The organism is Amycolatopsis sp. NPDC051071, from assembly GCF_040682875.1.
Classification (GTDB): Bacteria; Actinomycetota; Actinomycetes; order Mycobacteriales; family Pseudonocardiaceae; genus Amycolatopsis.
Genome location: NZ_JBFBBY010000032.1, coordinates 20,003 through 46,197, shown reverse-complemented (window position 1 = coordinate 46,197; position 26,195 = coordinate 20,003). Strand labels below are relative to the sequence as shown.

Below are 26,195 nucleotides of genomic sequence, written 5' to 3'. Positions count from 1 at the left end.
CGACCGGAACGCGAGTTCGACCCAAACACGGGCGTGGAGCCCAGATTCGCTTTCGAGCTGCGCCGGCTCAGACAGCAGGCAGGCAACCCGACCTATCGGAAGCTGGCCGTCGACGCGCACTACTCGCCGGCGACCCTGGCCGCGGCGGCCAATGGCCGGAAACTGCCGAGCCTGGCGGTAACCCTGGCTTACGTGCGGGTCTGCGGGGGCGACGAACGCCACTGGGAGGCTCGCTGGCGAGAGGCCGCTGAGGTGGCCGCGCCCTCGGCCCTGACCGCCGAGTCGACGACGCAACCGTCGCCCTACGTCGGATTGGCCGCATTCGGGTCGGGGGACGCCCATCGGTTCTTCGGCCGGAAGCAGCTGGTGGCAGACCTGGTCGCCCATTGCGACGAGCATCGTTTGGTCGCGGTCGTCGGCGCGTCGGGAGCAGGGAAATCGTCCTTACTGCGCGCGGGCTTCGTGCCCGCACTCGGTGCCTCCTCGGTCGTGGTGATCACCCCGACCTCCGATCCCTTTCGGGAATGCGCGGTCGCTTTGGGACCGCGGTTACGTATCGCGGCCGGCGCGCTGCGTGCCGACTTCGTCGGTGACCCACACAGCTTGGGCATGACGATCCGGCAGATCGTGGCCGACCAGCGCCTCGACGGCGCGTTCACACTGGTGATCGATCAGTTCGAGGAAATTTTTACTCTTTGCCGCGACGCGAAGACTCGTTCGAGGTTCCTTGCCTCATTGTTCGCGGCCACCCGCGGGCCGGGTGAAATCCGGGTGGTGTTCGCGGTGCGGGCCGACTTCTACGGTCATTGCACGCGTCATCCTGAACTGGTCACAGCCTTACGTGAGGCACAGGTCCTGGTGGGCCCCATGACCACAGATGAGATGCGGGCCGCGATCGTCCAGCCGGCGGTCAGCGAGGGCTGCAGTGTCGAGGGAGCCCTGGTCTCCCGGCTCATCGGCGACGCCACCGGCCAGGCCGGGGTATTGCCGCTGATGTCGCACGCCTTGCGGGAGACGTGGTTTCGCCGTCGGGGCAACGCCTTGACCCTGGCCGGTTACGAGGCATCCGGCGGCATCGACGGTTCGGTGGCAAACACCGCCGAGCACGTCTTCGGTGGTTTCGAGCTCGCACAGCAGCGTCGTGCCAGGAACATCTTGCTGCGGCTGACCGCACTCGGGGAGGGAACCGAGGACACCAAGCGCCGCATCACCCGCGACGAACTGGACGCGGATCCCGACACCACGATCGTCCTGGACGCCATGGCAAAGGCCCGCTTGTTGACCTTGGACAAGACCGGCGTCGAGATTTCGCACGAAGCACTGATCCGCTGCTGGCCACGGCTTCGGGAATGGCTGGCCGAGGATCGCGGAATCCTGCGGATCCGCCGTCAGCTCACCGACGCCACACGAGTATGGGAGTCACTCGGCCGCGACCGTGAAGCGCTGTATAAAGGTGCACGGCTGACCATGGTCACTGAGGAAATCACCGACGATCTCACCGTGTCGGAACAGGCCTTCGTGGCCGCGAGCCGCGCCGAGCAGTACGAGGGCAAGGCTCGCGCCCGCCGCCGCATCCGTCAGTTGCGTTGGCTGATCGCCGCGTTGGCGACGCTGGTGGTGATCGTGGCAGGGGCCGGATCGGTGGTCGCCGTGCAGCGGCACGACGCCCTACGCCAAGAACGGATCGCGCTGTCGCGCCAACTCGCCGCCGAAGCGCGCACGCTCGCGATCAAGGACGTGGCAGCGGCGATCAGGCTGAGCCTGGACGCCTACCAGGCGCACCCGACGCCAGAAGCACGCAGCGCACTGCTCAGCCTGGCCTCCCGCCGGAGCTACCAAGCCCAGCTTCCGATGTCCAACGGGATGATCACCGGTGTGCCGGTGAGCCCGGACGGGCGGTTGGTGGCGGTGGTCGGCGAGCCTGGCCGGATCACTTTGTGGGACCTGCCGTCGCGACGCTCGATCGGGGATCTCCGCGGCCAGTTCGGTTTGGTCACCAGCGCGACCTTCAGCCCGGACGGGCGGCGGCTCGCGACCGCGACTTCGGCAGGCGAGCTTTTGCTCTGGGATGTGCACGGCCGGTCGCTGCTCTCCACGGACTCCGATCCGGACGGGTACTCCGTCACTGGCCTGGCCTTCAGCCCCGAGGGTCGATGGCTCGTGGCGAGCTCGGCCACCCGTGCCCGGGCCAGCGCGGTGCGGATGTGGGACACCACGCGGGCGACCCCGGTGACGACCCTGACCACCGGCGATGGCCACATCGCCGGCGTCGCGGTCAGCCCGGACGGCGGCTTGATCGCCAGCACGGGATCCGACGGAGCGGTAACCCTATGGGATTTGCCTACCAAGCAGCGACGGGCGGTGTTGCCGGGGCCGGGTAACTGGCTGAACAAGGTCGTGTTCAGCCCTGATGGCCGGCTGATCGCGACCGGCGGACAAGATAAGGTCCTGCGGCTCTGGGACGTGCGAACCCATCGCGTGGAAGCCGAACTCCACGCGCATGAGGCCGAGATCGGCAACCTCCAGTTCACCGAAGACGGCGCGCGGTTGTACTCCCTCGACACCAACGGGACCCTCGTCGGTTGGGATGTACGGCGGCGGGCCACGATCGCCCGCTTTGACGGCGGCAAACCGGAATGGTCGTCCCCCCTCGCAGTCAGTCCGGACGGCCGATCGGTCATCGCAGGCGACAACGGAGCGGGTGTACTCCTATGGGACCGCGGCGCACTTCCCTTCCTGGGCCACACCGCGGAGATCAACGGGATCGTGTTCACCCGTGACGGCCGAACGCTGCTCAGCGCCGGTACGGATCGCTCACTCGTGGCATGGGACCTCGATGACCACACGCCACGCCACGTCATATCGGACGCGCAGACCGACACCCCGTGGGCGGCCGGTCCAGCTCTCAGCCGAGACGGGAGCCTTATCGCGACGGTCAGCAACCGGACCGAGGTCACTCTCTGGCAGACCGCCACACTCCAGCGCGTGGCGACGATGAGCGGATTGAGTTCGTCGGCAGGAAAAGCGGTGTTCAGTCCGAATGGGCAGACCCTCGCCGTCATCGACAACAGCACCACGCTGGTGCTCTGGGACTGGGCCCGACGACAACGCCGTCACGTGCCACTCGGCGACATCACCCCGACCGACGTCGACTACAGCCCCGACGGCCGGATGCTGGCCATCGGTTCACACCGAGGCCGAGTCCTGATACTCGACACGACAACGTACACCGGCAGCTTCACAGTGGACTTCAGCGACAGCCCGGTCAGCACGTTGACGTTCAGCCCGGACAGCCGATCGCTCGTCACCGCCGCGCACGACGGCGCGGTCGCGGTCTGGGACACCGCGACCTGGAGCCGCAAGGCAGAACTGACCGGGCACAACGGCCGGGTGCGCAGCACCGCATTCAGCCCTGACCAGCGCCTCCTTGCCGTCGCCGGTGACGACGAAACCATCACGTTATGGGACACCGCCAGCAATACAAGGTGGGCCACCCTCAGCGGCCACACCCGGAATGTCACCTCGGTGGCCTGGAGTCCGGACGGCTCGACACTGGCCAGCGGCAGCCTCGACCACAGCATCACGCCTTGGTTCACCAGCACCGGGCCCGCGATACGCCGACTCTGCGACGCCCTCGCACACGATTTCGTCACCGGCGGGTCCCTTCCGCAAGCTTGTCACTAGCCTGGCCGGCGCCGGAAACGGTGAAGATGACTTCGGCGCCGAGAATCAAGGCACAGGCCACCCGAGATCAGATCCGCAGTGCCATCGGATCGCTGCTGGACTGCAACCCAGGATCAGCGCGGCTGTGAAAACGGAGCTCAATGGCCCACGTCAAATGTGAATAAGACTCGCGAAACGCGATATATTAGCAGGTCGAAGGTAATGTTGATCTTGAGCCGCCAAGGGGGCTCGAACCCCTGACCTTCTGTTTACAAGACATACCAGGCGAGGTATCGCCGGTACCGGATCGTACCGGCCGATACCTAATTCTCGAGGTCAGAGTCTCTTTTGATGTCGCTTCATACCGTCGAGTGCCCGCATGATCTTTAGCATCCGGGCACCCCACGGGCACCCACTGAAGATCCTCATCTCCGCTAAGCGGAGCGGCGAGCTTCAATGCGGCAACACTTTCTACCTCGATTCGCTTATCCACTCGCCGGGCTCCTCATGTTCAGCGTCGTCTGTGCGAGCCAACCGGCAGCCATGTCGGTCGCCGCGACGAACTGCGATGCCCCGTCGGTGATCCGGTGGTCGCTCGATCAGCTCGGCGAGCACCGGGTGCGCGTGCGGCTCATCTCGCCGTCGGTGATGGAGGCCGAGACCGGTACGGCGGACGTGTACGGCTACGCCGAGCCCGAGCTGCTGACGTTCTCCACAGGCATCCGATGCCGGTACCTGGCGGCGACCGTGGCGCACGAGGTCGCGCACGTCTGGCAGTACCGGGCGACCGGTGCCAGCGACCTGTACGCCGCGCTGGGGCACGACCACGCAGAGATCGTCGCGGACTGCACCGCGATGTCGACCGGCTGGATGGACTACCGGCCATACCTGACGGCGCGACAGCGGGAGATCGGTCAGGTCGGGTGCACGGGCGCCGAGCTGACCGTGGCGGCCGAGCTACGTCGATGGGCGCGGTAACGCTTCGCGTGATCCACACGACTCGAAGAGTCGTCATCACCAGGGAGGGACTTCAGATGTCGAACGCAGGCCCGAAGCCGCCGAACAGCAAGCCGACGCGACACCTCGAGTCGACGATCGCGCCGTGGGCCGCGGTCGCCTGCGTCGCCTCCATCGTCGGGATCATCGCGGCTGCGGCCGACGCGCGGCTGATCGCGGCCGCCGTGATCTCCGGACTGGTGTGGCTGGTGTGCGTCATCGTCGCCGCCACACGGTAGCCAGGCGCCTGCTACCGACCGAGGACCGAAACCATGCGAGTGAGCAGGTAGGTACAGGCCCACCGTGATTCGGTGCCCTTCGGGTTGATCGCGCCCTTGGCCAGCTTCGGCGCGAGCTTACGCGGCTCCGGGATCGTGGTCGGGTCGTCGGCACCCTGCAGCGCGACCTTCCAATCGAGCTGCGTCAGCCGCGAAATCTCGGACGCAACGATCAGCCGCCGGACCTTCGGGTCGTTCTCCAGCACCTGGATCACGAGATCAGCGTTCTCCTTGCCTGGCAGCTTCGCGATCACCGACAGGGAGTTCGTTCGCAGCGTCGCCGTGTCGCCCTCGACCGCCCACTTCCGGAACCACTCCGCGGCCTTCTCCGACACGACGCTGCCGAGGCTCACGTCCGTGCGGTGCGCGGTCGGGGTCTTCCGCAGGGGACCGGGGTCGCCTTGCTCGACGCCGGCGAGTAGCTGTGCGCGGCTCGCCTTCGTCACCGTGAGGAGGTTCGCGTGAGTGATGTCTTTCCGCGACACGTCGACCCCTAGGACTCGTTCGTAGGCCTCGACCAGGTCGGCCGACGCCGTGCGTTGGCCGGTCTCCACCATGCCGATCAGGGACTTGGAGAACCGCGTCTTCTTCGCCATCTCGGCGAGGGACAGCCCAGCAGCGTCACGCTCGGCCCGTAGCCGAGACCCTGGCACGGTCACGGGTGTGGACACTCTGTGGACACCTTTCCCATTCAACTCACCGCATGTGACGCCGAGACTACTCGTAGCGGGGTTCCACAGGTAGAGCCGAGGAACGGGAGTTGGCGTGACGGGTCGAGGATGGCGTCTTGAGCGGCAGGTGCGGACACTCGACACGGTCGGACGGATCGTGGACGTAACAGCCGGGCTCATCCGTGACAGCGGAGTCCTGGTCGTTGCCGTGGGGATCGGGCAGGGCCCGACGGCGATCCTCCGGGGCGGCGCGCTGGCCGACCTGGTCACGAACCTTCAGCACGCGCAGGACGATGTGGTGCGCCTGGAGCAGCGAGGTGGTCGGGCGTGACCGCGCTTGACCACCGACTGCGGGTGCCGGAGCCCCGGGCCGGGTTGCTGTCGGAGGCGGCTAAATACGAGTGGCGGCTGTTCCTCGGCGCCGAAGCCCACCTGTATCCGCGCGTGCAGCTCTCGGCGGACTGGCCCCCGATGGTTCGGCCATGGTGCGAGAAGGACCGGCGATGCGCACGAAGTCACGAGCGCTCGGCCATAGGCGCCTGTCGGCTGTTGTCGCCGCGGTTGGCGATCCGCTGCCCGGACTGCGGCCATCGCAAGCGGGCTGCGAACCTGGAGGCACGCAGTGGACAAGCGTGACCGCGACCTCCTCGCAGGTCTGGCGAAGGTCAATACCGAGATCGGCCGGGTGACCATCGAGCTGCTGACGATGCAACCCTCGGACGAGCACTACGCGGCAGGACTGCGGCGGCTCGGCCGAGACCTCGTGGGTGTCGGTGCGGCACTTGCTCGGCGCGCGGCCGAGCTGGACGGCCAGGAGGCGCCCGTCGAGCTGCCGTACGTGGCGCCTGCCGATTGACTCCTGGCCGCTGCCACCCCATTCCCTCGGTCACCGCGACGACCCCTCGGCGACGCGGTGGCCGGGTCTCATTTCCGAACGAGTGATTCCAGGAGGTTTCGATGACAAACACCACAGCGGTCGTTGAGCGCGGACCGAGCGCGCGAGTATCGTCACTGCTTGTGCGATTCATTGGCAGCAGGTTCGGTGGTCTCGGCTACGACCATGCGTGCACCTGCATCGTGAAGGACGGCCAGAACACTGTGTGCCGCACGTGCGGCTCAGCCTGCCACTGCGGCCAGTAAATGCGCAACGACGAGGCCCCGCCGTGGTCAAGGCGCAAGGTGACCTGGTGGTCGTTGTACGGTCGAGCGGTCAAATGGTTCTCTGTGGCGTGGGCGTTCGTCCTGCTGCCAGTGGTCATCCTGTTCTTCGTCGACCAGGCCGAGGCACTTGAACGCCTTCGAATCCTCGGGATCGGCGTAGTCGTCGTCCTTGGAACGCTCCTACCGGCTGCCTGGTACTACAACAGGCGGGACGGCGCACACACCCAGGAGTTCGTCCAGGTCGTCGAAGACCACGGAGAAGACTCTCCGCGCAGTAGCCGCTAGGAACATGCGAAATCCGCCCTCCCCTCTTGGCCAGACGGCCTGGAAGGGAGGGCGGATTTCACGGTGCTCAGCGTTTGCGAGGAGTCTTCGACTTGTCGTCGGCGGTGCTGTCCTCCGTCTCGATGGCCGGCTTCTGAATCGTCACGTCGCGCCCGCTGATGGGGCCGCCGGGCTCCTGGAACATCTCGACAATGCCCGCTTCAGCGGGCATTTCCGGGGGCTTCGGACCACTGGACCAAGCGCGGTTCTGGGGGTGGCCGGGGTTGAAGTGCGGGTCGGCTGGATGGGCTTCGACCTCGGAACGGGTCGGCTTCGTCTCGCTCATGCGAGGCTCCTCCTTCAGTGGGTTCTATGCACCCGGGATGGGCACAAGGCGGGTTCCGTCGTCGGCGCGCGGGTCGTCGACCGGGGTGACGAGCGGTTCGGCCTGACGCCGGACGCCGAACGCGGCGGCCGCGCTGGTAGCCGCGCCGACGACCGCAGTGACGGCGACGAGCAGCCCCTGCACGGCTGTGTTCTGGTCGGCGGTGATGATGCCGACGCCGGCCAGGCCGGTCACGATTCCGCCGACGGCGGTCCAGATGGCCGAGGACTTGCGGGCTGCGGCCGCCAGGGGGAAACGGTCGGGGATCATGCCGCACCGCCGAGCAGCGCACCGGCGCGGGCGGTGACCGCCTGGGCGATCTGGGTGGCGTCTTCGTCGCTGATCGCGTCGATCTTCGCGACCTCCGCGACCAGCGCCGTGGTGAGGGCCGGGAGGATCTTCGCGGCGATCTCCTCGGCGGACGCACCTGCTGCCTTGGCGGCCAACGTAGCGAGCCTGGTGTCCATGTCCTTGAGGAACTGGGCGAAGTTCCGCTTCGTGCCGTCGTCGAACACGTTGCCCCACATGAAGCGGTTGAAGTCTTCGGGGGTGAAGGCCATGTCTTCCTCCGGGTGGTAGTCAGCGATGACGAGGTTGCGGTCGCAGGTGATCCCGCCGATCCGAACCTGGGTGTTGTTGTCCTGCCAGAAGTTCGCGTGCCCGACGAGTTCGGACTTGCGCCCGGCCTGCCAGAACGCGGCAGCGTGCCCTTTCGCGAGATCCAGTGCGTTCCTGAACCCGTACGCGCCTGTGCGGGACAGGCCGAGGACGCTCGCGGCACCGTCGAGGTAGTCAATCCACGCTCTAGGGTTTGGGACCGTGGTGCGGTCGTTGGTGAAGTAGATGACCCCGGTATAGCCGAGGAGATCGGCTCCGGCCTTGGCGCGCTGCGCGTTCGCCACACCTGCTGCGAACCCGCCGTCGGCGTCAGTGGTGGTGTTCTGCATGACGAGCCGCACAGTGAGTCCGTTCGCGATGTGGTCGCGGTACTCGGCCAGGTTGGTGTGCTTGGTGCGGAGCCGGTCGGGTGCGTCGATGTAGCGGATCACGCCGCCATATCCGGCAGCCTTGATGACGGCGCCGGACAGCTTTGCGGCTGAGTAGTCGAGCCAGTAGGCCATCTGGTCTCCTCAGTTCGGGGGGATCGGGGAGTCATCGGAGACGCACACCCACCAGGTTTCGGCGGCCTGCTGCCGGGCCTGCGCGGTGTAGCCGTCCGGACAGGTGGGTCCCGGCGCGCCGTCCGCGCCCTGTTTCCCGTCCTGGCCGTCTTGGCCAGCCAGTCCGGTTGCACCGGCCGGACCGCGGCAGGGTTCGTTGGCTTGTCCGCAATAGGCGGCGACCTGTGCGGCGAAGTCGGGTGTCGCGGCGTCCTTGCCGTCCCGGCCGTCGCGCGGTGTTGGGATCTTCGAGACGACGGCGTCGACGATCAGCGCGAAGGGCGGACTGGTCCCGTCGGGGCCGCGGCACGGATGCGACGGCGCGGCGCAGTAGTCGGCGACGGCGGTACGCGCGGCGGTCCGGATCATGGCCGGGTCCGGCGCTGCCTGCGCGGCGACCGGGGCCTGGTCTTTCACCTCGGCCGCTTTCGCGCACGCCGGACCGAGTTCGGCCGCGGCCTGTCCGCCTTTCGCGCAGGCGTCCGCGACCTGATCGGCGAGACCTTTCGCCTGCGACTGGATGGCGGCCGCATCCTGCCGAACCGTGTACGGCTCCCACACTGCGTATCCGGCAGCGAGCAACGCGAACACCGCGATTCCAACCGCGATCCAGTTAGTCCTTCGCATCTACATCACCGACCTTCCGGCGAGCGCGTGCGGCAGAGTCCTCTGCACGCCAACGTTTCTCGCGTTCCTCGTCGAGCTTCTTCGCGATCCGTTCGGCACGCCGCTCGGCGCGGAGCCACAGCCAGACGAGGACGATGATGACGACGAGCAGCGGCGCGAACGGTCCTGCGCTCTGAAGAAGTTGGCCGATGTCGAGAGCACCCACCGTCACCCCTTTCGTACATTGTGGACGATCAGAGCGCGATGCCCTCGTCGTTCTCTTCCGTGGCCACATCGAGTACGGCCATGACGGGGTCGGGCGGGGGTTGCGGCATCGGCGGCATCGGCTGCCGGGTCGGGGACGGCGGAAGCACGACCGGCGGCCGTGTGTCGTCGTCCGGTCCTTCAGTCGGGATCTCCGGATCCGGCGCGGGGTCGGTCACTACCAGCCTCCAATCGAGTCGGCCAGGCCCTTGCCCGAGCCGACGAAGTAGTTCGGGGACGCGTACGCCGTACCGGTGCCGGCTGAGATCCGCGCCTCGAGGTCGACGATCAGGGACTTCCCGATCTCCGACTGCGGGATCGTGGTCGCCTGCAGAGCGCTGTTCGCGTAGCCGGTGCCCGCCGCGACGTTCGTCAGCGACTGCACCGCGGCGTACGTGGAGTAGCCGGTCGCGAGGTCGTAGAGGTGCCACCGGGCCTGCATCGTCGTACTCGGCGCCGTCGACACGAGCTTGAGAGAAATGTTCGCCTGCACCGCAGGATTCAGCGCTTGCGCGTTCCCTGTCCAGATGGGATAGAACGAGCCGCTGCCGTTGCCGAGCGCGGGCGGATCATAGGGGTACATCGCGAACTGCACGTACGGCGTCGCGAGCCCATAGCCAGCGATCGGATCGGTCACGAACAGAGACGGCTGTACCCCGCCGACCGACGCGTCCTTGATCCCGAAGATCTTCTTGCCGCCCACGGTCCGGGTGACGACGAGCGGGTCCCCGTTGCCGTAGTACATCGTCAGGTCCGCGGTGCCGTCCCCGGATTCCGAGGGCAGCACCGTGAAGTCCGGGACGCCGGCGTGTCCGATGGAGAACGGGAATCGCGAGGCCCGGGTCAGCTCTTCGACGATCCGGCGAAGATCTCGAAGCTCGTTCGCGAGGAAGTCCTGCGAACCGGGGCGTTCGATCGGCTGGTTGGCCACCATGCCGCGGTCTCCTTTCTAGCCGGTGCGTACGGCCTGCAACTGGTGATCGACACAGCCTCGCGGTGTTCCGCTGCTGTGAGACACGCCGAGGATCCGGTAGGAGTAGTTGCCGTTCGGCAGCCAGTGGTGGTTCTTCACGCTGTAGTCCGCGTAGTGGCCTGGGTTGTACGAGCCCCACGCCGGATCGGCGTCCGCACGCACCACTGCCTGCCACTGCTCCGGTTGCGTCCCGTACAGCGCCACGTCCGCCCGCGCCCAGCCGTCCAATGTGGCCTGCTCGGAGGCCGACGTGTGTCCGGAGTCGACCATGTCCAGCGCGGGCCAGCCCTGATCGGTCAGAGTGGTGTCGGTGGCGTAGCCGAACAGGGTTCCAGCTTCGTTCCCGCTGCCCTTCACGAACGCGGTGTTCGCCTGTCCGGAGCCGTCCCCGGCGATGCTGAGCGACACCAGGGTCGAGCGGTAGTCGAACTTCAGCGCCCCGCCGAGCTGCACGAGCAGCGGGTTACCGAGCAGCATCCGGTGCCGGATGAACCGAACTCCACCCGAAGTGATCAGGTACGGCTGGAACAGGCAGTCCGGGCCGCCGTCGACCTGGGTGAGCTCCTGCAGCCGCTGCCCTGCCGACGCGGTCTCGTATCCGCGGTAGTTCCGCACGTTCGTTCCGCCGCCGGGCAGCACCGCGGGTAAGTCCAGCGGCAGATTCGAACCGGGCCGGTAGTGCCAGCCCAGCGCGTGGTCGGCGATCGTGCGAGCGATGTTCGGCAAGCTGTCGGTGATGGAGATGTCCGCCGACGGATCGGTGATCTTCGTCGCGGCCGGGTTCCAGTTCTCGTTGTGCAGCAGCCTGCGGTTGAACAGCTCCCAGAAGCCTTTGAACGCCACCTGCAGGTGCGGCTTGCCCGCTACCGGGGCGTACGGCACGATCGGCCCGGCCTGGCACACGGTGTCTCCGCGCACCACGGCAATCGAGTACCGCCAGGGCACGCACCACTCCCGCACGCGCGCGGTCCGCGCCCCGCCCAGCAGCGGCACGGTGATCCGGCCGCCACCGGCGTCGTTCACGCGTGCAGTCCACTCGGGATCGTCGGCCAGGTCGAGGTCGTAGATGATCCGGCCCGACGTAGTCGAGTAGACGACCGCGGTGTACTCCCGCTCGGCGACCATCAGGGAGCACCGTTCTGCTTCCAGATCTTCACCATGGCGTTGCGCAGCGCGTTATTGATCGTGGTGTTCGACCCGTTGTTGTAGAAGTAGAAGCAGAACTGTTGTCCGGCGGTCAGCTTCACCGGTCCGGACAGGCCATAGTCGGGACCGGGGGTGAATCCGAGGAACGGCAGGATGTGCGTCCCGTCGGCGTACGTCGTGGAGCCCATCGCGATACCGCCGTTCTGTGCGGACGTTGCGCGCAGCTGGCAGAACACGTTGTAGATACCGTCAGTCTGGACGGTCCACGTGTCGGTGCCGTTGTACGTCAACCCGTTGGCTGAGACGGCGTTCGTGGCGAACTGCAGCTTTGTCGAACCGAGGTTGATCGGTGGCGTGGTCCGTGCGTCGCGCCATTCCCCTCCGACATCTTCCCCCGACCGGATTCGCTGCCAGCTACCAGAAGCGTTGTACAGCTGGATCGTTCCCAACGCGGGGTTCCAACGGAGGTCGCCCTGGCAGTTCGAGCCGTCCGCGGACAGGTCACCCGGCAACATCGGACGGACCGCGCCAAGCACACCGGTGGAGCGCCGCACGTCGGTCAGCGTGATGACGCCCGAGGTGCTCACCCGGGCACGGGCGAGCGCGATCCCGACGCCGCCACCAGAGGCAGGCCAGGACGAGATCGTGCCGGAAACATTCACCGGGTCAACCGGGACCGCGCCCGGCGTACCGGTGATGACCTCGATCTGCACCGGCCCGGTACCGGGGACAGTGTCGCCCTGCGCCACGTCATAGATCCTCAGGCAGACGATGTCATTGCGAGAGTTGGACACCGGGGCCGCGTCGCACGTCACCGACACCGCGCCAGGACGCAGCCAGCCCTCGTAAGGGCCGACACCGTCGCGGTGCACGATCGCCGTCCCGGGCTTGACCGACATCGTCAGGCCCGAAGTCACGGTCACGCGCAGGTCGAAGATGTCCGCGCCAAAGTCGCTCGTGCAGATCACACCGGTGCGGTTGGCGGACAGCGGAACGGGGTTCGCGCCACCGACGTTCGTGGCGAGGTACAGCCCCTGCAGCAGGGTCCGCCCCTGCAATGCGTTGTTGCGGGTCTGCGCGGTCCAGAACCCGGTCCCAGCAGCGTTTGTAGGCATCTCGGCCCCCTCTCAGTTGTAGGCGTACTGCCAGGTCGCGGTGATGGTTCCCGAGCCGGTGCCCGCAGCCTGGACGGTCGTCGCCTGGCCGGCGGCGATTTCGATCCACTGCGCCGCAAAGAGCGCGCCGGACCGGTCGATGCCGTTCAAGGTCACCGAGCGCGTGAACGGGCTGCAGTCGATCGTGAGGGTCTGCCCGGCGTCGATCGTGCCGTTGTAGGCGAGCACGTCCCCGGTCGCAGGGTTGGTCAGGACGGGGTTCGTGAGCGTGGTCGGGGTGGTGATGGTGAACGTCGGCCACGTAATGGTCGAGCCGGGATTGGTCAGGGTCAGCAGTCCGCCGGATCCGCTGCTGCCCCAGTCCAGGCCGCCGGGCGAACCCGCTGTCCAGTCCAGACCGCCGGGGCTGCCCGCGTTCCAGTCGAGACCGTCGGATGACGCGGTGCCGATCGTCGTCGACACCGACCGCGGCGTCGTGTCCAGGTAGCGGGGATCGGCGGCCAGCAGTGACAGCTGCCAGACGAAGCCCTCGCCCGTGTTCCACACCGCGCACTTCGGCACGTCGCTGTCGAGCTCGACGAGCAGCTGCCGCGCAGCGATCCCGTCGTCGATGACCAGCAGAGCCTGCCCGCCGTCCGGGAACAACGTCATCAGCCGGTCGCGGGCCGCCACGCGGCCGGCGCGATCCGGGGCCTGACACCAGCCCTGGATCACGCCGTACCGCGCCGCGGGATACGACCGGTCGCGATAGGCACCCATCCCGAACGGCCGCTCGGTGACGTGCGTCTTCTGAGCGACACCATCGTTGAGGGTCTGGTTCGTCACCACCCACCGGCAATCGGTGTCGTCGTCCACATTGGCCGCCCACGAACCGATCGTGTACGTCGGCCAGATCACCCGAGTCGGCACATCAGCCTCCCCTCATGGTCCAGCCGAGTTCGCCGGACACCGCGGCCGCGACCGCGTACGGCTCGACCGCCGCGGTGTGCACCGTCGTAGTGAAGTTGTTCACGACTCCGCCGCCGGGCGAGCCGCGGCCCATGCGCGCGTTCGTCTCGTCCAGCAGCCGCTGTGACCGTCCCGAGCGTGGATCCAGCGGAATGTAGGACTCGGGCACACGCATGTTGTCCCCGACCACTCGCCACGTGTTCGGCGGAACGATCTGCGCCATCGACGACATCGACGACAGCCCCTCAAAGCCCCCGCCAGCGAAGAACTTCAGGATGTTCCCCTTGGCGTTGGCCGTCAGGATGTTGCCCACCGCGTTTGGTCGGTAGGCGTTGTTGACCGTGCCGCCACCACCTGGTGTGCCGACCGTGATGGTCCGGATGTAGGCGGTCCGGTCTCGCGCGGCATAGTTGAGCGCTGACTCTGCGGCACCCGTATGGGCGTCGGCGGTGATGAACCCGGTCGAACCATTCGCGACCCTGACAGCGTCGCCGATCCGGGACTTCGCCGCGTTGTTGAACGCGTCGATGGTCATCCAGCCCCACGCGCCGTTGACATCCTGCACCGCGACCTGCAGTTGCCGCGTCGCCGGATCTCTCCGAGCGTCGAGCGTCATCGTGCCCTTCGACCCATCCACTGCGGCGATCTGCGCGGTCAGCTTCCCGCCGGCGGGAAGCGTGTTCGCGTCGATGTTCATGGTGCCGACCACGTTTCCGATGTGGTCGACGAACAGCGATGAGGACGCTTCCGCCGGTGACGTATCCGCTCCCACCCGCATGTTCGGGTAGTAGTGGTTGATATCGGCTTGCAGCTTTTCCGCCTCGCGCCGACCTTCGGTGGTGTCGGCGAAGACGCGGAACTTTCCGTCGGGCAACCGGACCACGATGTTCCCGAGGTCCTGCAGCGACTTCACGGCAGGTTCGGTCAGGGCGTCGACCGTGATGCCCTGCTTCGCTGGGACCTGCTTCAGCTTGTTGATCACATCGGTGATCTGCTGCTGCGACATCTGGTCGCCTTCGAGCCCCATCTGCGTGATCACCTTGTCGGGGATCATCTGGTAGTGGTCGAGGATCTTGCCGATCTGCGTGTCATTGAGGCCGAGCTGCTTGAGCTGCTTCGCGAACTCGTCTCGCATCGTCGCCAACTTGCCGCGAATCTCGTCCGCTGGCGTGCCCGCGTCCTTGAGCGACTGCGCATACGAGGCGAAGCCGGTCGCTCCTTTCTGCACTGTGTCCTGCAGCTTCGACCCCGCGTCGGAAACCGTATTGATCGCGCCGGAAGCGTCGATCAGGTCCTTCGCGTGGTCTCGAATGTTGGCATCTTTGAAAGACTCTCCGATACCTCGCAGGCCGTCGTTCCACGCCTGCAACGCTTCTTCGACTCCAGGCTTCTGCCCAGACAGCCGCAGCATCACGTCGATGATCGCCTGTCCCTTGGCGGCCACGTCTCCGCCGACTTCATTCAGCTTCGCGAATGCGGCCTGCAGTGATGCGGTAGCGACCTGCGCTGCGTACGCGGCCGGGGTAATCTTCCGCATGTTCTCCGAGCTGATCTCGGACTGCAGGCGGTTGAACTCCGCGGTATCCTTCGCGGCCTTCTCCGCCGCCCCGCCGGTTTGGTTGTACTGCCCCGCAAGGTCGTACAACCTCGTGATCTTCCCAGCATAGGCAGCGGTCTCGGCCTCGGACGCACCTGTCGCGATCTGGTACTGAGCGGCGAGAGCCTCGATGTCACCCGACACGTCCTTCGCCGCGCCGCCCTGCTGGATCAGCTTCGCGAGGTTGTCCTGCATCGTCTGCCCGAGCCGCCCAGCCGGATGCGCGGCGTCGATCAGCGCCTTGCCCACGTCCCGAATGGACTGAGCCGACGCCGTGGCCGAACCGCCACCGGCGGCCAAGTCCTCGCCGAGCTGGTGGACGTTGACGCCGAGAACCTGCGCGTTCTCCGCTGCCCGCTTGTACGCCGGATCGGTCTGCAGCATCGCCCGGACATTGGCGTCGATGACGCCCTTCGATTCCCGGAACGCCGCCGTCATGCGGTCGACTGTGGAGGCGTGCTCCGATTGGTGATCTGCCGCGTCTTGTGACCGGTCACCGATCGTCTTCAGCGCGACGCCGAGAACGATCAACGCGGCCGAGGCGATGCCCGCCTTCCCCGCTGTGCCGCCGAAGGTGTTCCCAAGCCCAGTCGATCCCTGGCCGGCACGACCGAGATCGGAGTAGAGCCCCTTCAAACCGCTGGACAACTTGCCGAACGACAGCATGTCGAGTGCCTTGAACTGACCGATGATCATCGCCAGCGGGCCCGCCCACGAACCCAGACCACTCGCGAATCCGTTCACAAGCGTCAGGGCGCCGGTCAGCGTTCCGAGGAACCCAGCCGTCGCACCCTGCAGCGCGGGCATGCCGGACGTGGTGACGGTGTTGACCACCCCGTAGAGAGCATTCAGCGTGGACTGGAACTGCATTAGCGGCCCGGTCGACCCCTGTGCCAAATTCGCCAGCAGGGTCCCGAGTTCGGACTCCAGGTCGCCGACGATGCGGCCGAGAACCTCCATCGATCGGCCGGCGGACTCGCTGCCGTGCGACGCGTTTTCGAAGAACTCCCCGAGACCTGTTCCGGCCGACGCGGCGAAGCTGCGCAGTCCCTTGAGCGCAGGTTCGGACGCCTTCACCGAAGTGATTAGCCGCGGCATCGCGTTCTCGGCGAAGTCCGTAGCGGCACCGGTCAGCTCCCGCACTGCCGGAGCCGAGGCCGCAACGCCCGCCCGAATCTGCGGCGCAAGCCGGTCCCAAGACCGCCCGACGGCGTCGACCGCGGCGACAGTCTCGTCCTCCAGAATCGAGGCCATTCCGTCGAACTCGGCCGTGACCCGCTTCGACAGGCCCTGCATCTTGCTCTGCACCTGGTCCGACGCCAACGCCGCATAGACGCCGAGCCCGGCGAACGCACCACCAGCGATCGCGAGCGCCGCCACAACACCGGCTGCGCCGACCGACGCCGCTGCGGGCAGTCCGATCGACAACCCGAGGAACTTCAGTGCATCGAACTTCGCGTTAGCGCGGGACGCGACACGTCCCAGTTCGCTATCCACGACCGCGCCGCCACGCCGGGCCGATTCGCGGGCGCCCTTCTCGTCGACCTCAAGCGGGATCTTCGCCTTGATCCCGGCCTGTGCCGTGACGACCATCGCCTCAAGCTCTGCATGGAACTTCGCTGCGTCTTCGGGTTTCGTGGGGATCTCGGCGCGGACGAGCGACTGCGCCTTCTTCAGCGACTCCTCAAGGTCACGACGGAACATCGCCGTGTCCGGTGTAACGGGGACGTTCAGTGCCTGCGCGCTGGTCGCCTTGATCGCTGCCTGGATCTTCGCGCGCCACGCGGCGTCGATCGGGTTGGTGACCTCCGGCCGGATGGTCGGCTTCGTCTCCCGCTCGATCTTCTCCTTCACCAGCCGGGTATTGGCCGGGTCCTTCAGTGCCGTGCCGAACGAAACGGGCTTCTCGCCCTCGATCTTCGCCCGGATCCGCTTCTCGTCGCCGGAAGTCTCGTCCTTCAGCCGGACTTCGACGTAGGCGCCGGCTAGTTTGAAGTCACCACCAGGTGCGGTCACCGCGAACCCCTTCCTCCGGTCAGTCGAAGTCGAAGACTCCGGCCTGGTTCACGCCCATCGGCCCGTACTCGCGGGACTGATTCAGGGCTTTCAGTTCGTCGGTGGTGCGCGTCCGCACGGGAGCGGGCTCCTCGCGCCGTGGCTCGTCGACAGAGACGAGAGGGGACTGTTCAAGGGCGCGCTGCATCGCGTGGCGCACGGCACCGTCGTAGAAGGCGAGCCGCACCATACGCGGCAGGAACACCGCGGCCGCGACCTGGTCGAGGTCGTCGACCCGGTGGAAGACGCTCATGTCCGACAGCACATCGTCGAGATGGGTGAAGAACCAGCCGACGATCGAAAGCCGTTCGTGCCAGGCGTCAATCACGCTTTTGGGCCAAGCACCCCATCGGGCAGGATTCGGTCCACCAGGATGTTGAGAACCTTCTCCCACGCCGTGGGGGTCACGGTCTCGCACTCCCTGAGAGCTTCCCATGCTTCTTCGGTAAGCAGCTTGTCCACGGCGAACGCGAGCGCTGCGGAGTCGCCTTGCTCGATGGCGATCCGGTAAGCCTTCATCGACCACGACGGTGGCACGCACTTCGGGATCGTGTAGGTCACGCCGCCGACCGTGAACAACGGCTCTCGCTCGGCGACCAGTGCCTCGGTTTCGGCCTTCGCCGAGTCGTCGTCGAGCACGATTCCGAGATTGGCCTTCGGCTTCGCTACCGGACGCTTACGCGGCGCGACAGCCTTCCGGGTGCTGGTCTTGCGCGGGGTAGATGCGGCCATGCTGTGGTCCTCCTGCCAGGACAAGGGAAGTGGGGCAGTCCCGTTCCGCACGCAGGCAGGTGCGTGCGGAACGGGACTGCGTTTGAGGGGATTACGCGAGTTATTCCTCGTCGATCAACCGGATCGGGCTGATCGACTCGGACACGAAGAAGGCCTGGAATTCCGCGGCGAGAGCCTGCTGGTTCGCCTTCTCCCAGTTGAGCGCGGTGTCGCCCGACGGCAGCGCCTTGCGCAGGATCGCGCGGCGCTTCTTCGACCGGGAACCGTCGGTCACATCCGGGCCGAGACCGTCGACCAGGACCGTCCGATAAGGGGCGCGGTTCGCGGTCTGCCCGGCGTTCAGGTCCGAGACGCTGTAGTTCGCGCCGGTCGGGCCTGCGGTCATGTTCCACGCGTAGGCGATGTTCGCCCGCGTCATCTCGGCGAAGTTCGCCGTGCACTTGATGTCGCGATCGGTGAGCCGCGCGCCGAGCTTGTCGACGAGCTGGTCACCCGTGAGGGGCGTCCACGTCGGCGAGACATTGACGTTGGTCCCGCCGAGCGTGATGCCCGTGTCGTACCAGGCGGACGCCGCCGGGGCGAGGTTGATGTCCGTCAGCGCGGGCTCGTAGGCCAGGGCCGGGTCGAACGCGAGGCGGTAGATGTAGAGCCGTGCGGGACCCATCACGAGGTTCCCGGGCTGCAGGCCAGCGGTGTCGGCCATGATCACTCCAAAGAGGACTGTGGGCCGTGTGGCCCGAAAGGTTGTTGGTCAGTCCCCATCACGGGGTGCTCTTGACGACAGGAACCCAGTTCAGCACCAGGTTCAGGACGTACACGGCGTAGTCGCCGAAGTCGCCGTACGCCCGCCTCGGTTTCCCGAGCAGGTAGGCCGTCTTCACGACGGCGTTCTCACTGCACGCGGGCAGCTCTACGAACCAGGGCTCTCGCCGGTAGGTTCCCGCCTGCACGCTGAGCGCGAGGTTGCGTGCCTTGTTCCACGGTGGCGCGTCCGTGCCCGGCGTGGTCGCCCACCCGCGCACGTCCATCACCGGCGACTCCAGCCGGAACTCCGGCACCGTCGCCCCGCCGGCCACCGTCACGGTCAGGAACCCTGAAGTGGCCCAGCTGCCAGCGTCGCGCGGCAGGGTCTCCCCGACCATCCCTGCCGAGAACCCGTCGAGCTGCGCCAGCCACGCCTTCGTCACCGCCTCGTCCGAGGCGTAGATGAACGGGGCCGCCATCAGCCACCCCGCCGTCGGTAGAGCGCCGGACGCAGGTAAGGCTGCGGCGGCACCACGTCGCCGGTGAAGACCGTTTCGCCGTCCGGGCCGCGGTATCCGACCCGGTGGCCTTCCTCCACGTACAGCGCGTAGTTCAGCTCCGAGCCGATCCGGGCGGTGTCGCCGTTGATCTCGCTCGACAACGACTCACGCAGATTCCCGGTGTCGATCGGGACAAGGGCGATCGCATCGTCGAGGACTTCCCCGACGAGCTGGGAGAACAGGCCGCGCACGTCGGCGGCGATCTTCTCCCGCCAGTCCGGGGCCTCGCGGTATTCCGCCATGGTTCACCCCCCGTCGTCGCCGATCCGTTTCAGGTCCAGCCGCACATCCGGTGTCCGGCCAGGTGTCCGAGGACGGGTCACGTTCTGCACGAGGTACAGCACGCCGTTGGTGTCGTCGCGGATCCGGTCGCCTGTGACGATGTCCGTTGTGGACGGAACCGTGCCATTCACCACCCGCACGACGCGCGGGGTCTGCGCCGCCGGATCCCAGGTGCGGGAGTTCCGTTCCTCGACAGCGAGCAGCACGCCGCTCGACGCCGGTGTCAGGTTGTTCGGCACCGGGTCGCCATACGCGGGCTCTGCGACCGTGCCGCGGAAGATGGACGCCCGGCACGTCGCCAACGCCCACATCAGATCGGCCGCCAATGCCCCGGGTCGATCTGGTCGTCGTCGCCGTACACCTCACGCGGCCGGTCACCGGTCTCACTCGGCGCCCGGACGTGGAACGAGCCGGAGCCCATCCACGACACCCGTCGCAGCGCCTGCGCCGCGTGCGGGGCCAGCGTCATCCACGACTCCTCACCGTCGGTCGACTGGCTCCCGCCGGTCGAGGTGATGTCGAGCCGCTCGAACAGATCAGGCTGCCCGGCCTGCCACGCCGCCTGATACGCCACCGCCAGCTTCAGCCAGTACTGATCCCGTGCGCCGACCCGGTCGGCGTCGGCGGGAATCCGCCCGGCGTACAGGTCGATCGTGCCCTGCGCGACCATGACCGCCGCGTCGTCCACGGTCTTCTTCGCGTAGGTGAGCACGTCGCCCGCGGTCGCCCAGGTCGCCACCATGACGCCTCCTTCCGGGTGCGGGGCCGCGCAGCACGCGACCCCGCCACGTCGACGGGATCAGCCGATCACCAGCATCGAGAACGCGCCCGGCGCGCCGACCGCGAAGGCCTTGCGAGCGCGGAAGTACAGCAGGTTCTCGTCGGTGTCGACGCCGATACCGGTGTCGGTGTCCTGGAAGTTGACCGCCAGCTCGCCGCCGGTGCGGTTACCGACCTGCAGGTACTTCCGGTTGCCCCACACGATGAACGGCTTGCCCGTCGGGGAGCTGGAACCGGCCGCGCTGGTCTTGGCACCCATCGACCACTGGAGGTCGTAGCCGAACAGCTTCGGCGTGCCGCCCTGGCCGCCGCCGGCGACGCCCGCGGTCGACTCGTTCAGGATCGGCGCACCCTGGCTGTCCTTGATGCCACGCAAGATCTGCTTGAACGCGGGGTGCGCGATCGCGACGGTCTCTTCCTCTTCGAAGAAATCGCCCTGCTCGTACACGCCCAGCGAGGACGACAGGTTGTCGTAGGTCGCGGCGGTCGCACCGGTCGACAGGTTCGTGCCGCCGGTGTAGCCGGTCACCGTGTCGTTCTGGGTGAGCAGGTAGTACAGGGAGTCGAAGCCCCACCCGCTGGTGCCCTTCGCCGCGGTGATGCCGAGGGTCACGTTGTCGAACAGCTTCGCGAACGAGCTACCCGCGTCCACGCTCTTGGCGTCCACGATGGACGCCAGCGAGTCCTCCATGTCCTCGGCCGCGACGACGACCTTGCCGCCGAACTTGTCGGTGTTCAGCAGCACCGAGTCGTTCGGGCTCGCGTCCGCCGGGGCGCTGGTGGACTTCGCCCACCGGCCGATCGTCACGCCGCCGGAACGCGGGGTGTACTTGGTGTTGCTGCCCATTGGTACGGGGTTGCCCCACCGCAGTACGGCGGAGGTCTGCTGAACCTTCTGGATGACATCGGGGTTGGTCTCGATCGGGATCCAGCCCGCCCCGGTGAAAGTGACAGCCATGATGGCTCTCCGTTTCTGTTGGGATTAAAGGGAAAGTCACCGCTTCCCCGTCACGGGTGCGGTTGGACGCCCTCACGGGCTGCTCGTGGTTCTGGCGTGGCGGGCTATCCGCCGTAACGGGCGGCGATCTGCTCGCCTGCGGTCTTCGGTGCCTCACCGGTGGACTTGCCGCCCGGCGTGAGCTTCCCTGGACGCGGCTTGCCGCCGTCGCCCTCGGCCTTGAAGAATTCCGGGTACTCGGCCTTGACGCGCTTGACCTCGGCGTCCAGGCCGGTGATCTCACCCTTGTCGTCGATGTCCAGCTTGGACACGTCGAGCAGTCCGGCCAGCGCACCGACTCGTTCGGTCTTGGCTTCGGCTTCCAGCAGTGCGGACTTCGCCGACGCCTTGATCGCGGTCGGCTTGAAACGCGCGGCCGCGGCTTCCTCGGCTTCCCGCTTGGCCTTGTCGGTGTCGGTCTCGTTCTTCTGCTCCAGCTCTTTGAGCTTCACGCGGCGACCGGCGGACTCGGCGTTCACGCGGGACAGCTCAGCCTCGCGGGCTTCCCACTCGGCCTTCGTCGGCGGTTTCCACTCGACGGGCGCGGGCTCGGGAGCCGGTGCGGGGTTCGGCGTCGGAGTCGGAGTCGGTGCGGGTGTGGGGTCGTCAGCCATCTCGGCTTCCTCCTCGGGTTCAGCCCCGTCACGGGGCTACTTGCGGCCGGTGGATACCGGCCGGGCGGTGAAAGTGCCGCGCTTGATCGCGGCACGTGCCTTCGCCTTCACCGACGCTGGGACCTTCCAGCCGTACGGTGAAGGCGCGTTCTTGTCGGCGCCGACCTTGGCTAGCAGACGATCCGCCGCGCTTAGCCGGGCACGTTCACCGTCGAATGCGGAGTCACCGCGAAGAACGGCACGTTCGGCCTCACGCCGCAGCGCTTCCGGAAGATCCACGGTCGCCGACTGCTTGGCGGCAGCCGCGGCCTTGCGTGCGGCGTCGACCGCCACCTGATCGCCGCGCTCTTGGGCGTCCTTGATGGCGTCCGCCCAGTCGTGCGTGGCAGCCTCTGCCTTGTCCTTGTCGTGCCCCATCCAGGGTGAAACACGGCATCGGCAGTTGTGGTGCAACGGTGGAGCGAGCACGGGCGCAAACTCCCCGCGGCGTCCTCCGAAGCGTCTTCCGTCCGGGAACGGCCGCCCCGGCGTGACGACATGACCGGCGAGACCTGTGCAAGCTAGGCACGCGTCATGCTCAGCGATCCACACCAGCTGTGCACCGGTGGCTTTCGCTGCCGCCACGAGACCTTCGTTCAGCTCGGTGTTGAACGTGGTGCGGGCCGTTCGCTCGAGGATCGCTTTCGCCTGCCGGGCGACGGAGGCGTGTTTCAATACCTCATCGAGGTCGGCCGTGTCCAGCTTCCGCAGTTCGTCGGCGCCGGTTTCGAGCTTCTGCTGTGCCCAGCGGACCCCGCGAGCGATCGCTTCTCTGGTTTCGGGAAGCACCTCGCCCGGATCCGCCAGGGTGGGGATGCCGATCTCTCGGGCTCCCTGGTCCGCACCGAGCAACCGCGCTCGCTGCGCGTTGGCCAGGAGCGCGTCTGCGGGATTCAGTCCGATGCCAACGATCCGGGCAACCAGCTCGTCCAGCAGCGACCGCAGCGGCTCGCCCTCGGCCGTCGACTTCGGGGCGCCGAACAACCGCGCCCAGGTGCGCAGCACCCACCGCCACAACGCGGTGAACACCGACTCGACCGGGCCGACGACCTCGGCGACCGCCTGGTCCTCGACAGCCTGCGCTTCCTCGTCGTGCTGCCGGATCAGGTCACGCGGATCCTGAGGACTGGTCATCGATGTCCCCCATCACCTTCGTGATCACCTGCTGCAACATGCTCTCGTCGATGACCCCGGCAGCGACCGCTGTGGAGAACGCGGACACCGCCTGACCCAGCGTGGCCAGCAGCTCGACTCGTTGTGGCAGGCCGCCATCGCCGTCGTCGAGCCACATGTTCACGTCGTCGAGCTTGTAGCCGATCTCCGTGAGTGACTGTCCGATCGGGACACCCAGCTCCTGCTTCTGCTTCGCGTGGCCGAGCTTCGTGCTCTCGTCGGTCGACTCGATCGGAGCCCACGCGATGCTGACCGGCGCTTCGACGCCGAGCAGCTTCAGCACGAACCGGTAGAAACCGCGGAACGTGCCGTCGAACGAGGTCTTGCGGAACCCGCTCTTGGCGTCCAATGGTTCGTTCGCGGTCTTCAGTGACTCCCCGGACGGGATCTGCCCGGTGCGGTCGAAGAGGTGGAACGGCGTGGACGACGCCACCGACCCCTCACGCAGGTACGCGGTACGCGGGTCGAGGAACACCTTTGGGTCGCCGGGGTCGAGCTGCTTCACGTCCTTGTAACCCTGGAGATCCCACATGGATCCGGGTTCGCTGGACAGCTTCGACTTCCGGTCACCTTTCGAGGGTTCGGAGTGCAGCCCGTTCGTCGGCAGGTCGAAGTCGTCCTCGTCGAGATCGTCGATCGACGAGGGACCGACGCGGCCGGCGTCGCGCAGCGCGACCCGCTGCGGCAGCGTGAAGAAGTCCACGCCCGCCATGTGGCCGATCTCCAGCTTCAGCAGCTTGTTCTGCGTTCCGTAGAACGACTTGTGCTCAGGCTTGCCGTACTCGCCCGGAAGACCGGTGCCCTGGAAGTGGAACACCGGGAACCCGTACGGGTTCTCCTCGACCGCGTCCCGCCCGTCCACGCCGTACGGCTCGAAGTCGCCCGGCTTGCTCGACCGCTGCCCGCGCGCGATGAAGTGCTCGATTCGGTCGTCGTAGATCAGGTCCACGCGGACCCGCTTCACGCCGAGCGGTGACTTCACGGTCCACCGCTGGATCGCCACCCGCGGCTTGCCGGGCTCGTCCTCCTCGTAGAGCACCCGCATCTCGCGCGGCCCGAATACCGAGATCAGTACCTGGCCAGGTACCACGTCGCCATTGTCGGCGAGTACCGGCCACGCCCAGAGGTACGAGTCGCCGAGCTGCAGTGCGCGCCGCATCACCGCCGGGCGGACCTGCGCCATGTTGTTGGCCTCGTCCACGTCCGCGATGAGCTGGGTGTGGGCGTCGGTGTCGCTGGTGATGGCCTCGATCCGGAGCTTGTTCGCCACGGCGTCGATGACCACGTCGCCGAGCAGCGTTTGGAAGCTGACGCCCGAGTCCTGCAACAGCCTCCGGATCCGGCGGGAGGTAAAGACCTCCTCGACCGGTCCGTCGCTGTAGGCCTTGGCCTTGAGGTAGCCGCTGTCCGCGCCGTTCATCGCGTCCAGGGCGTCGCCGAGATCGCTGTTCATGCCGCCCCTTCCCGTGCACTGGCCGCCGGTGGCGGCGTATCGGTCTTCAGGTACACCTCGACGCCCGTGCCGACGGCGTCGATCAGGTCGTCGTGCTCGCCGAGCGGGAACCGCATCATCTGGCCTTCGAGCTGGTGCAGCCGCTTCTCGTGGAACACGCGGCCGCGCTGGTACTTCGCCAGCAGCGACCCGGCGCGGACTTCCTTCGGCCGGTCCTGGTGCACGGTCAGCACCCGGACGGGCAGGTCGTGCAGGATCGCCAGCCAGGTGTCGCCGCCCTGGTTCGTCTCGACGACCACGCCGTTGATGTCCGGGTAGGCCTCGAGGATTTGCAGGACCCGCTGCCGCAGCTTCTCCCCCGGCGGGATCTTCACCTGCCAGGCGTCCCGCACAACGCATGCCCGGTCCTTGCCGGGCATGGTCGCGCCGATCACCGCCAGCGCGGTGAAGTCCGACTTCGCCTTCGTCGTCACCGCCGGGTCGATCGACAGCAGTTGCTTCACGATCGGCAGGTCGTCCCGGTACTGGAAGTCCTCGCCGGTCCAGAACGCGGTGTCCGCCGCCATTGGGTCGTTGCGGTACTGCGACTGGAACGCCCGCATGTGCCGGACACTGTTGATCCACGCCATCGACCAGCGCTCCGGCCACAGGGACTGCTCCGCGCCGTCTTCGCAGGTCTGGATCACGTCGTAGTAGCGCGGTATGAACCGCTCGTCGTCGACCCAATCCGGGTACTCGTCGCCGCGCTGCTTCGCCGCGATGTCGTCCACGATCGCGCCGGGGATCGCCACGGTGCCGGCCATCGTGACCGACGCCCGGTTGTTCATAGGGAGCACACCCGCGGTGAGGGTCTTCAGCCGCGACTCTTTCATCGTCGGCGAGTAGTTGCCGTCGGTGCCTTCCACGTCGTCGAGGACCAGGTGATCCGGCCGCCGGGTGCCGATCTTCATGCCCAGCACCGACGAGTCGATGCCGCGCGCGGCGAACACGAACCCTGAGCGGGCGATGAACATGTCCTGCGAGTCCGACACCGACACCCCGGATGGGCGCCGGGCAGCGGTCACGAGGTCGGGGAAGTCCCGCCGAAGCAGGTCGTTGTGCTCCAGCTCCCGCTTGAACGTGCCGAGGTGGTCTCGCGCCTGCGTCGCCGAGTTCGCGAACGCCGCGATGAACTGCCGATGCCCGTGCGCGGCCAACCACAGCGGGATGATCGTGAACCACCACGTGCTCTTGCCGAGGCCACGCGGCGCGATGATCGCGTCCCGCATGTCGCCCGGTTCCCCGGCGGCGATCGGCCGGACGTACCGCTTCGCCAGCTCGCACCACTCCAGGTGGGCTTCGCTGAACGAGATCACGTCGCCGGTCTCGGCGCCTCGCAGGTGGTGCGGCAGGTACAGCAGGGCGAACAGCAGCGGGTCGAGCCGGGTCAGGATCCGCCGGCCTTCCGGGTCCTCCAGCAGCCGCTCGTCGAGCCGCGCGAGGTACGCGTCGAGGTCGAACATGATGCCCTCCGCGTCCTGCCCGTGGACGGGCCATGAC

The 26,195-nt window shown here is 67.2% G+C and carries 31 protein-coding genes; 7 read left to right on the top strand and 24 right to left on the bottom strand.

Annotated features, from left to right (window positions below; all coding sequences use genetic code 11):
* Positions 1-33: 33 nt before the first annotated feature.
* The 3 genes from AB0M65_RS13760 to AB0M65_RS13750 all read left to right on the top strand — a co-directional run bounded on the left by AB0M65_RS13760 (position 34) and on the right by AB0M65_RS13750 (position 4,898).
* Positions 34-3,684: a hypothetical protein gene (locus AB0M65_RS13760; RefSeq protein ID WP_364026373.1), complete on the top strand. Its 3,651-nt coding sequence runs from the start codon at positions 34-36 to the stop codon at positions 3,682-3,684.
* Between the two features lie 522 nt (positions 3,685-4,206).
* Positions 4,207-4,641, top strand: a complete 435-nt coding sequence (locus tag AB0M65_RS13755; RefSeq protein WP_364026370.1) for a hypothetical protein — start codon at positions 4,207-4,209, stop codon at positions 4,639-4,641.
* Positions 4,642-4,697: 56 nt separating this feature from the next.
* The gene (locus AB0M65_RS13750) at positions 4,698-4,898 is read left to right on the top strand and encodes a hypothetical protein (protein ID WP_364026367.1); all 201 of its coding nucleotides are present in this window, start codon (positions 4,698-4,700) and stop codon (positions 4,896-4,898) included.
* Positions 4,899-4,909: 11 nt separating this feature from the next.
* On the opposite strand, the gene AB0M65_RS13745 is transcribed toward AB0M65_RS13750, so the two are convergent.
* Positions 4,910-5,608: a helix-turn-helix domain-containing protein gene (locus AB0M65_RS13745; RefSeq protein ID WP_364026364.1), complete on the bottom strand. Its 699-nt coding sequence runs from the start codon at positions 5,606-5,608 to the stop codon at positions 4,910-4,912.
* Positions 5,609-5,702: 94 nt separating this feature from the next.
* Here AB0M65_RS13745 and AB0M65_RS13740 point away from each other — a divergent pair, with 94 nt between their 5' ends.
* The 3 genes from AB0M65_RS13740 (at position 5,703) to AB0M65_RS13730 (ending at position 7,054) form a co-directional block, all read left to right on the top strand.
* Complete coding sequence (locus AB0M65_RS13740; protein ID WP_364026361.1) at positions 5,703-5,939, top strand: hypothetical protein; 237 nt, start codon at positions 5,703-5,705, stop codon at positions 5,937-5,939.
* 291 nt (positions 5,940-6,230) lie between these two features.
* The gene (locus AB0M65_RS13735) at positions 6,231-6,464 is read left to right on the top strand and encodes a hypothetical protein (RefSeq protein ID WP_364026358.1); all 234 of its coding nucleotides are present in this window, start codon (positions 6,231-6,233) and stop codon (positions 6,462-6,464) included.
* A 284-nt stretch (positions 6,465-6,748) separates the two neighbouring features.
* Positions 6,749-7,054 (top strand): hypothetical protein, encoded by a 306-nt coding sequence (locus AB0M65_RS13730; protein ID WP_364026355.1) that lies wholly within the window; start codon positions 6,749-6,751, stop codon positions 7,052-7,054.
* 67 nt (positions 7,055-7,121) lie between these two features.
* Here AB0M65_RS13730 and AB0M65_RS13725 read toward each other — a convergent pair whose 3' ends face one another.
* From AB0M65_RS13725 to AB0M65_RS13675, 11 genes are read right to left on the bottom strand one after another with little or no spacing between them, the layout of a single operon-like run.
* Positions 7,122-7,379 (bottom strand): hypothetical protein, encoded by a 258-nt coding sequence (locus AB0M65_RS13725; protein WP_364026352.1) that lies wholly within the window; start codon positions 7,377-7,379, stop codon positions 7,122-7,124.
* Between the two features lie 24 nt (positions 7,380-7,403).
* A complete protein-coding gene (locus AB0M65_RS13720; RefSeq protein ID WP_364026349.1) occupies positions 7,404-7,688 on the bottom strand; it encodes a hypothetical protein in 285 nt (94 codons plus the stop codon).
* Entirely contained in the window at positions 7,685-8,539 is an 855-nt protein-coding gene (locus tag AB0M65_RS13715; protein WP_364026346.1) for a glycoside hydrolase domain-containing protein, read from the bottom strand. Before AB0M65_RS13715 ends, AB0M65_RS13720 begins: the two co-directional genes overlap by 4 nt.
* Positions 8,540-8,548: 9 nt before the next feature.
* Entirely contained in the window at positions 8,549-9,205 is a 657-nt protein-coding gene (locus AB0M65_RS13710; protein WP_364026343.1) for a hypothetical protein, read from the bottom strand.
* Positions 9,192-9,410: a hypothetical protein gene (locus AB0M65_RS13705; protein WP_364026340.1), complete on the bottom strand. Its 219-nt coding sequence runs from the start codon at positions 9,408-9,410 to the stop codon at positions 9,192-9,194. Before AB0M65_RS13705 ends, AB0M65_RS13710 begins: the two co-directional genes overlap by 14 nt.
* Positions 9,411-9,438: 28 nt before the next feature.
* Entirely contained in the window at positions 9,439-9,627 is a 189-nt protein-coding gene (locus AB0M65_RS13700; protein ID WP_364026337.1) for a hypothetical protein, read from the bottom strand.
* Complete coding sequence (locus tag AB0M65_RS13695) at positions 9,627-10,382, bottom strand: hypothetical protein (RefSeq protein ID WP_364026334.1); 756 nt, start codon at positions 10,380-10,382, stop codon at positions 9,627-9,629. The genes AB0M65_RS13700 and AB0M65_RS13695 overlap by 1 nt, the downstream gene beginning before the upstream one ends.
* A gap of 15 nt (positions 10,383-10,397) precedes the next feature.
* On the bottom strand, positions 10,398-11,546 hold the full coding sequence (locus AB0M65_RS13690; RefSeq protein WP_364026331.1) for a hypothetical protein: 1,149 nt from the start codon (positions 11,544-11,546) through the stop codon (positions 10,398-10,400).
* Positions 11,546-12,682, bottom strand: a complete 1,137-nt coding sequence (locus AB0M65_RS13685) for a hypothetical protein (protein WP_364026328.1) — start codon at positions 12,680-12,682, stop codon at positions 11,546-11,548. Before AB0M65_RS13685 ends, AB0M65_RS13690 begins: the two co-directional genes overlap by 1 nt.
* Positions 12,683-12,694: 12 nt before the next feature.
* Positions 12,695-13,591, bottom strand: a complete 897-nt coding sequence (locus AB0M65_RS13680; protein ID WP_364026325.1) for a hypothetical protein — start codon at positions 13,589-13,591, stop codon at positions 12,695-12,697.
* A gap of 1 nt (position 13,592) precedes the next feature.
* Positions 13,593-16,931 (bottom strand): hypothetical protein, encoded by a 3,339-nt coding sequence (locus AB0M65_RS13675; RefSeq protein ID WP_364026323.1) that lies wholly within the window; start codon positions 16,929-16,931, stop codon positions 13,593-13,595.
* A gap of 4 nt (positions 16,932-16,935) precedes the next feature.
* Here AB0M65_RS13675 and AB0M65_RS13670 point away from each other — a divergent pair, with 4 nt between their 5' ends.
* Positions 16,936-17,205, top strand: coding sequence for a hypothetical protein (locus tag AB0M65_RS13670; RefSeq protein ID WP_364026320.1), 270 nt, complete (start codon positions 16,936-16,938; stop codon positions 17,203-17,205).
* Between the two features lie 57 nt (positions 17,206-17,262).
* On the opposite strand, the gene AB0M65_RS13665 is transcribed toward AB0M65_RS13670, so the two are convergent.
* The 12 genes from AB0M65_RS13665 to AB0M65_RS13610 all read right to left on the bottom strand — a co-directional run bounded on the left by AB0M65_RS13665 (position 17,263) and on the right by AB0M65_RS13610 (position 26,158).
* Positions 17,263-17,610, bottom strand: coding sequence for a hypothetical protein (locus AB0M65_RS13665; RefSeq protein WP_364026317.1), 348 nt, complete (start codon positions 17,608-17,610; stop codon positions 17,263-17,265).
* On the bottom strand, positions 17,607-18,014 hold the full coding sequence (locus AB0M65_RS13660) for a hypothetical protein (protein ID WP_364026314.1): 408 nt from the start codon (positions 18,012-18,014) through the stop codon (positions 17,607-17,609). The genes AB0M65_RS13665 and AB0M65_RS13660 overlap by 4 nt, the downstream gene beginning before the upstream one ends.
* A gap of 100 nt (positions 18,015-18,114) precedes the next feature.
* Positions 18,115-18,717, bottom strand: a complete 603-nt coding sequence (locus AB0M65_RS13655) for a hypothetical protein (protein ID WP_364026311.1) — start codon at positions 18,715-18,717, stop codon at positions 18,115-18,117.
* 58 nt (positions 18,718-18,775) lie between these two features.
* Entirely contained in the window at positions 18,776-19,237 is a 462-nt protein-coding gene (locus tag AB0M65_RS13650; protein ID WP_364026308.1) for a hypothetical protein, read from the bottom strand.
* Positions 19,237-19,560 carry an HK97 gp10 family phage protein gene (locus AB0M65_RS13645; protein ID WP_364026305.1) on the bottom strand — a complete coding sequence of 108 codons (324 nt, stop codon included), beginning with the start codon at positions 19,558-19,560 and terminating at the stop codon, positions 19,237-19,239. Before AB0M65_RS13645 ends, AB0M65_RS13650 begins: the two co-directional genes overlap by 1 nt.
* Before the next feature lie 3 nt (positions 19,561-19,563).
* Positions 19,564-19,926: a hypothetical protein gene (locus AB0M65_RS13640; RefSeq protein WP_364026302.1), complete on the bottom strand. Its 363-nt coding sequence runs from the start codon at positions 19,924-19,926 to the stop codon at positions 19,564-19,566.
* Positions 19,911-20,342, bottom strand: a complete 432-nt coding sequence (locus AB0M65_RS13635) for a hypothetical protein (RefSeq protein ID WP_364026299.1) — start codon at positions 20,340-20,342, stop codon at positions 19,911-19,913. Before AB0M65_RS13635 ends, AB0M65_RS13640 begins: the two co-directional genes overlap by 16 nt.
* Positions 20,343-20,399: 57 nt before the next feature.
* On the bottom strand, positions 20,400-21,338 hold the full coding sequence (locus tag AB0M65_RS13630; protein ID WP_364026296.1) for a phage major capsid protein: 939 nt from the start codon (positions 21,336-21,338) through the stop codon (positions 20,400-20,402).
* A 104-nt stretch (positions 21,339-21,442) separates the two neighbouring features.
* Positions 21,443-21,991 (bottom strand): phage scaffolding protein, encoded by a 549-nt coding sequence (locus AB0M65_RS13625; protein ID WP_364026293.1) that lies wholly within the window; start codon positions 21,989-21,991, stop codon positions 21,443-21,445.
* A 36-nt stretch (positions 21,992-22,027) separates the two neighbouring features.
* Complete coding sequence (locus AB0M65_RS13620; protein WP_364026290.1) at positions 22,028-23,164, bottom strand: hypothetical protein; 1,137 nt, start codon at positions 23,162-23,164, stop codon at positions 22,028-22,030.
* Positions 23,139-24,656, bottom strand: coding sequence for a hypothetical protein (locus tag AB0M65_RS13615; protein ID WP_364026287.1), 1,518 nt, complete (start codon positions 24,654-24,656; stop codon positions 23,139-23,141). The genes AB0M65_RS13620 and AB0M65_RS13615 overlap by 26 nt, the downstream gene beginning before the upstream one ends.
* Positions 24,653-26,158 (bottom strand): hypothetical protein, encoded by a 1,506-nt coding sequence (locus AB0M65_RS13610; protein WP_364026284.1) that lies wholly within the window; start codon positions 26,156-26,158, stop codon positions 24,653-24,655. The genes AB0M65_RS13615 and AB0M65_RS13610 overlap by 4 nt, the downstream gene beginning before the upstream one ends.
* Between the last annotated feature and the right edge of the window lie 37 nt (positions 26,159-26,195).